The following is a 1,867-nucleotide window of genomic DNA, read 5'->3' as shown; positions in this document are numbered from 1 at the left end:
GTTGGGCGAGTACTGGCGGAACCATGTGTGATACTGACCGCTCTCCTCGTCCTTCTCCATCTCCGCAAACTTGTAGCGGTTCGGTGCCGACTGCGCGTTCACCTCGTAGCCGAATGGCGTGTACGTCCCCTGCCAGACCGGATATCCGTATCCGTTGGTTATCATGCGCGCCGAGCCGAGATGATCGCCATGGTAGTACCAGGTGACGTTCTGCGGATAGGGCTCCCGGTCAGTGTATGTGTCGATGGTCGCAGAGAGGTCCGTTTGGCCAGATGTACCGCTAGCCGACAGGCCGGGTGCCCCAGGTTCACGCCGTGCAGTTCGGCGTTAACCTGGGATAAGGAATACTTGTTAATCCCGGCCGCGTCCACTGTTTTTGTCCTCTCGATCAGGTCCCGTCCCCTCGATCTCGATAGCTCCATTCTCGCCACACGCGTACTGTCGGAAACTACTCCAAGTCCGTCGAGGCTGGTAACGTTTTTCCCGAAACAGTGGACTTATCCCAGGTTAACGCCAACCACGGGCGCGAACCTGGGGCACCCGGCCCGTTGTTTGCGGGCTTTGGTCCAGCAGTTGCGCCTAGCATCGTCTGTGAGTGGCGCGAGGACGCCAGATACGTACAATTGCTCTTGCTAACACGACGGGGACGACGAGAAAGAAGAATACGGCCAAAGCAGAAACAACATAAGGAGACTCGAACCACCACTTCTGAAATTTGCCAAATCCAATCTGCAGGAACATCAGCAACGTAAGCACCGGCAAGGCAAGAGAAAAAGAGGCAGCAATCTTCCGCCATCGCGGGTCGGGGCGCGTAGCGAATGTTGCGTCAACGATGAAATAATAAGCCCTCAAAATTAGATACGGAACAATTGGGAATGTGAACGCAAAAACAATCAATAAAGCCAACCCACAATAATCTCTAGTGGACATAACCTGTCCCCCCTGGGTCAGTGGTAACTTCCATTTATTGGCTTTTCGTCAAGGCTAGTCCCCCCACCCGAGACGACGAATAGAACATTCTCCAAAAGAGTAAATGTAAATAAGTGTGTCATAGGCAGTTTTGACCGTCCCCGCAGCCTTGGCCGCTTGTGATCCGATTTTACGCCCGACTCCAAACGCTTCCTTGCTGTAATCCGTGAAAGCACGCGTTAGGATTTCATTCTGCGCCCTATTTGACAGCACATTCGAACCGATGACGGTGTACGCTTCAGCACCCCCAGTCTCCTTTCGCGTCAGGGTGAACCAAATTTCACGCGCTTGGGTGATTTGGTTTCCTAAGACATCGAGTCCGATCCTTCCCAGCAAGTTATCACCTTGGATCCTGGAGCGTGCGGCAAGGCTCATGCTGTTCGCTCCCATATCAGCGCACTCCCCCAGCGTTAGCGCCCGAATTGTGCCGGTCTGTCCGTTGTTTGCGGGTTGAGTTCCGGAGGCCCCGATTCCGCCTACATCAGTATCCGGTATTGAATATGGCGTATCGATCGGATGATTGCGACGGCCGCCGCCCCTGCCGCCTCCGGGAGCATCGTCGAGCATACATACGGTTTGATAATGGAAGTAGTTTGCTCCTGCGTCATCAACCCAAGAGGTCACCAATTCTGCCCAAATCTGGCAAAGTCCAAGCGGATCAATATACCTCAGTGGATTATTGAGCCGGGTGCCCCAGGTTCACGCCGTGCAGTTCGGCGTTAACCTGGGATAAGGAATACTTGTTGATCCCGGCCGAGTCCACTGTTTTTGTCCTCTCGATCAGGCTCCGTCCACTCGATCTCGATAGTTCCATTTTCGCCATACGCGTACCGTCGGAAACTACTCCAAGTCCGTCGAGGCTGGTAACGTTTTTCCCGAAACAGTGGAGTCATCCCAG

Annotated in this window: 2 protein-coding genes; both read right to left on the bottom strand. The window is 54.1% G+C overall.

The window, feature by feature from the left end:
* Positions 1–579 precede the first annotated feature (579 nt).
* Entirely contained in the window at positions 580–930 is a 351-nt protein-coding gene (locus tag VN622_06965; GenBank protein ID HWR35594.1) for a hypothetical protein, read from the bottom strand.
* A 54-nt stretch (positions 931–984) separates the two neighbouring features.
* Positions 985–1,593, bottom strand: coding sequence for a hypothetical protein (locus VN622_06960; GenBank protein ID HWR35593.1), 609 nt, complete (start codon positions 1,591–1,593; stop codon positions 985–987).
* Between the last annotated feature and the right edge of the window lie 274 nt (positions 1,594–1,867).

Source organism: Clostridia bacterium (assembly GCA_035561135.1).
Lineage (GTDB): Bacteria > Acidobacteriota > Terriglobia > Terriglobales > Acidobacteriaceae > DATMYA01.
This window is presented reverse-complemented; position numbering and strand designations above follow the sequence as displayed.

Excerpts from the sequence above, each read along its gene's own strand:
- VN622_06965 (HWR35594.1), bottom strand. The coding sequence starts at position 930 with ATGTCCACTAGAGATTATTGTGGGTTGGCTTTATTGATTGTTTTTGCG.